Below are 3,791 nucleotides of genomic sequence, written 5' to 3'. Positions count from 1 at the left end.
GCCCGTGTCCCGGTGCGGCGGCCGGGCGCGCCGCACCGGGACACGGGCGGGCCTCACAGCCAGCCGCGGCGTTTGAAGATCGCGTACAGCGCCACGCTCACCGCCACCATCAGCCCCACCGCCATCGGGTAGCCGTACCTCCAGTGCACCTCCGGCATGAAGTCGAAGTTCATCCCGTAGATGCCGCCGACCACGGTGGGGGCGAACAGGATGGCCGCCCACGAGGAGATCTTCTTGACCTCCTCGCTCTGCGCGTAGCTGGCCTCGGTGAGGTGCTTCATCTCCTCGTTCTGGGCCTGGCTGACCAGGGTGGCGTTGACCGCGAGGATCGAGTTGAGCAACTGGCGGAAGCCGTCCACCCGCTCGGCGACGGTCGTGGCGTGGTCGGCGACGTCGCGCAGATGGCGCTGGAGCTCCTCGCCGGTGCCGTACTTGTCGAAGCCGGCCTCCAGGTCGGCGAGGATGCCCAGCAGCGGGCGGGCCGCCCGCTGGAACTCGATGACCTCGCGCGACAGCTCGTAGATGCGCCGCGACACCCGGGGGTCGCGGTTGAACACCTGGGTCTCGATCTCGTCGATGTCGTTCTGCAGGCCCGCGACGACCGGCGCGTAGCCGTCCACCACCGCGTCCAGCACCGCGTACAGCACCGCCTCGGGCCCCAGCTTCAGCAGGTCGGGGTCGTCCTCCAGGCGGCGGCGCACCGTCGACAGGTCGGGGGCCTGGCCGTGGCGCACGGTGAGCACGAAGTCGGTGCCGACGAACAGGTGGATCTCGCCGAAGCGCACCTCCTCGGCGTAGTCGAGGTAGCGGGCCGAGCGCAGGACCACGAACAGGGTGTCGTCGTAGCGTTCCAGCTTGGGCCGCTGGTGGGCGACGATGGCGTCCTCCACGGCCAGCTCGTGCAGGCCGAACTGCTCGGCGGCGGCCAGCAGTTGGGTGTCGGAGGGCTGGTGCAGGTCGATCCACGCCATCGCGCCGGGCTGCTGCGGGACCAGGTCGCGCAGGCGGGCCAGGTCGTCGGGCCTGCCCGGCCTGCGGCGGCCGTCGACGTAGACCGCGGCGTCGACGACGCTGTCCTCCATGGCGGGGGCGCCGTCCTCCTCGGGGCGGGGGTCCATGGAGTACTCGGGGGCGTCGGTGTGGGTCCTGGCGACCGTGGCGACGGGGCGCAGGCTGGGCAGCCACGAGCGCATGCGGCGTTGCGACATGGGAGCTCCCGGGGCGAGTTCGGTGCTTCGGTGACGACCGGTCGCGGAGGACGCGGGCACACGGCAGGCACCGGGCCGCGCTCCGCGGAGAACACTGGGCTGGGGCTAGTGCCGTGCCCTCGGGACGATCTGCCCGTCACTGGGGCGATCACACGGGAGGACGCTCTTGCGCGCCGAGATCACCAGCGCTAGGCGCTGGTCGGGCACCGCACTAGTTGGTACTGGGAGGTTGGCTCATGGTCGGCCTCACCTCCAGCGTCCACGGCTCGTCGGCCTCGAAAATCCCGCTACGGCCCCACCTTAGTACGGACGGAGCGGTGTTCGGGCACGCACGGCTCCGGCGGGCGGGCAGCACCCCCGAGGGGCGGAGGGGCGCTCCGCCGCGGGGGCCGCCCCGGTGCCCGCCGTCGGCTCCGGCCGCGCCGGGGGCGGCCGCTCCCGGCGCGGCCGGCCGGATCCCGCTGGTCACCGGTCCGGTCGTGCCGGGAGCGCGGGCGGCGCCCCGCCCCTGGGGTGCTGCCGGAGCGGCAGGGGGACGGTCCGCGCCGCGGCGCCGCAACCGCAACCGGATCAATGTGAGGTAAATCACTTCTGCTGACGGGGCAGAATTCCCTGATATGGACGACGCACTCTTTCCCGTTCCCGCCTCCCCCGTCGAGGTCGCACCGGGCGCGGTGCACGTCCCCGGCTGGCTGGACCCGGACGAGCAGCGCGAGCTGGTGGAGCTGTGCCGCACCTGGACGCGCGGCCCCGGCGGGATGACCCGGCACCGCACGCGCGGGGGCACGATGAGTGTCGCGATGACCTCGCTGGGCTGGTACTGGCGCCCCTACCGCTACTGCGCGGCCCTGCCCGACGGCTCCCCCGTGCCGCCCCTCCCGCCGGTCCTGGGACGCCTGGCGCTGCGCGGCCTGGCCGCCGCCTACGGCGCGGTGCCCGACCCCGCCCCCGACTACGACGTGGCGCTGGTGAACTTCTACGGGCCCGGCGCGACCATGGGCATGCACCAGGACCGCGACGAGCGCTGCGACGCGCCGGTGGTCTCGGTGAGCCTGGGCGATGCGTGCGTGTTCCGGTTCGGCAACACCGCCACCCGCACCCGCCCCTACACCGACGTGGAGCTGCGCGGCGGCGACCTGTTCGTGTTCGGCGGCCCGTCCCGGTGGGCCTACCACGGGGTGCCGCGCACCTTCCCCGGCACCGCCGACCCGCGGACGGGGCTGCGGTCGGGCCGGTTCAACATCACGGTGCGCGCCTCGGGGCTGCGCCGCGGCTGAGGGCGGCGCGGCCGCCGCGGGGCGCGCCCGGCGCGGGCGCGCCCCGGCGCACCTCAGCGGCGCAGCAGGTCGCGGATGTTGATGTACAGCAGGCTGACCACGGCCAGCGCCATGGGCACCAGCAGGGTGATCCGCCAGTTGACCAGGAAGGCCGCGATGATCCCGGCCAGCGCGCCCAGCACCACGACCAGCAGCGCCAGGCCCACCAGGAACGACAGGAAGCGGCGGCGGGCCAGCGCGTCGAAGGCCGCGAACAGCACCACCACGCCCAGCGCGGCCAGCAGCGCCAGGCTGCCGCGCAGCAGCACCATGACCGCGCCCAGGGCGGTGAGCAGCAGCGGCGTGCTCAGCGTCGCCCACACGTGCAGGAAGCGGGTGGTGCGCTGCCGGCCGGAGGCGTAGGGCAGGTGCGGCGAGCGCAGGTGCGCCTGGGGCGGCAGCTCCAGCGGCTCGCCGCTGTCCAGGGCGGCGCGGTACAGGTCGCGCTCGTCCGCCAGGTGCGTGCGCTCGCGGTAGCGGGCGGTCAGCTCCCGCTCGGCCTCGCCGATGCGGGCCCGGTACTCCCGGGCGCGCGCCTGGGCGCTGGCGTGGCGGCTCAGCACCATCTCGGCGGCGGCCAGGCGGCGCAGCGCGGCCCGCTCCTCCTCGATCGCGGCGTCGGCCTCGCCGATGCGGGCCTCCAGCTCCTCCAGGTGGGCCCGCAGGTCCGCGCGGGCGCTCTCGGGGGTGGGCGCGACCTTGTGCAGCCCGACCCACCACAGCGGGTCGGCCCAGGAGCGGCGCACGGTGCCGTCGCGCTCGTAGCGGGGGCCGCTGGGGGCGCGTTCGCCGTCGAACCAGTCGCGGGTGTTGCGGCCCCACAGGCCGCGGTAGCCCCGCACCCACGGGGTGGTGTCGTCGATGACGACCGGAGTCCAGGTGCGCTCCCCGCCGGGGCCCACGCGCACGCCGTCGCCGCGCGCGTAGTCGACGAAGGGCACGCCGATCCCGCGGAGCCTGCTGGAGGAGGGCAGGAAGCGGGCGGTGAAGCGCCGCCAGGCCTGCAACGCCCCGCGCAGGAAGGAGGGGTCGACCTGGATGAGGTAGTCGCCGGGCAGCATCTGGTGGGAGTGCGACCCGGCGCCCACGTAGATGATCGGGTGGTCGCCGTCGCGGTGCAGCTCCGGGTCGTCCCAGCGGCGGCGCAGGTCGTCGCCGAGGTACTCGTGGGAGGAGGCGCCCACCCACACCGGCCGGTACTCCCCGTCCTCCTCCTCGACCAGGTAGACGGTGACCTTCTCCCAGTCGGCCTCGTGGTCGTTGACGC

The 3,791-nt window shown here is 74.4% G+C and carries 3 protein-coding genes; 1 reads left to right on the top strand and 2 read right to left on the bottom strand.

The features are described from left to right. Positions 1-53: 53 nt before the first annotated feature. Positions 54-1,208 carry a magnesium/cobalt transporter CorA gene (corA, locus tag AC529_RS15880; protein WP_068758113.1) on the bottom strand — a complete coding sequence of 385 codons (1,155 nt, stop codon included), beginning with the start codon at positions 1,206-1,208 and terminating at the stop codon, positions 54-56. 617 nt (positions 1,209-1,825) lie between these two features. Between corA and AC529_RS15875 the strand changes: the two genes are divergently transcribed. Then, positions 1,826-2,485, top strand: a complete 660-nt coding sequence (locus AC529_RS15875; protein ID WP_068758111.1) for an alpha-ketoglutarate-dependent dioxygenase AlkB family protein — start codon at positions 1,826-1,828, stop codon at positions 2,483-2,485. 53 nt (positions 2,486-2,538) lie between these two features. Here the strand turns inward: AC529_RS15875 and AC529_RS15870 are convergent. Beyond that, the coding region (locus AC529_RS15870) for a hypothetical protein (protein ID WP_068758109.1) at positions 2,539-3,791 on the bottom strand (1,253 nt) is incomplete at its 5' end.

This window comes from Thermobifida cellulosilytica TB100, assembly GCF_001517975.1.
Lineage (GTDB): Bacteria > Actinomycetota > Actinomycetes > Streptosporangiales > Streptosporangiaceae > Thermobifida > Thermobifida cellulosilytica.
Note: the sequence above shows the minus strand (reverse complement) of the source record. Positions and strands in the feature narration are given on the sequence as shown.

Coding starts and splice junctions, on each gene's coding strand:
- corA (WP_068758113.1), bottom strand. CDS start 1,208: ATGTCGCAACGCCGCATGCGCTCGTGGCTGCCCAGCCTGCGCCCCGTC.
- AC529_RS15875 (WP_068758111.1), top strand. CDS start 1,826: ATGGACGACGCACTCTTTCCCGTTCCCGCCTCCCCCGTCGAGGTCGCA.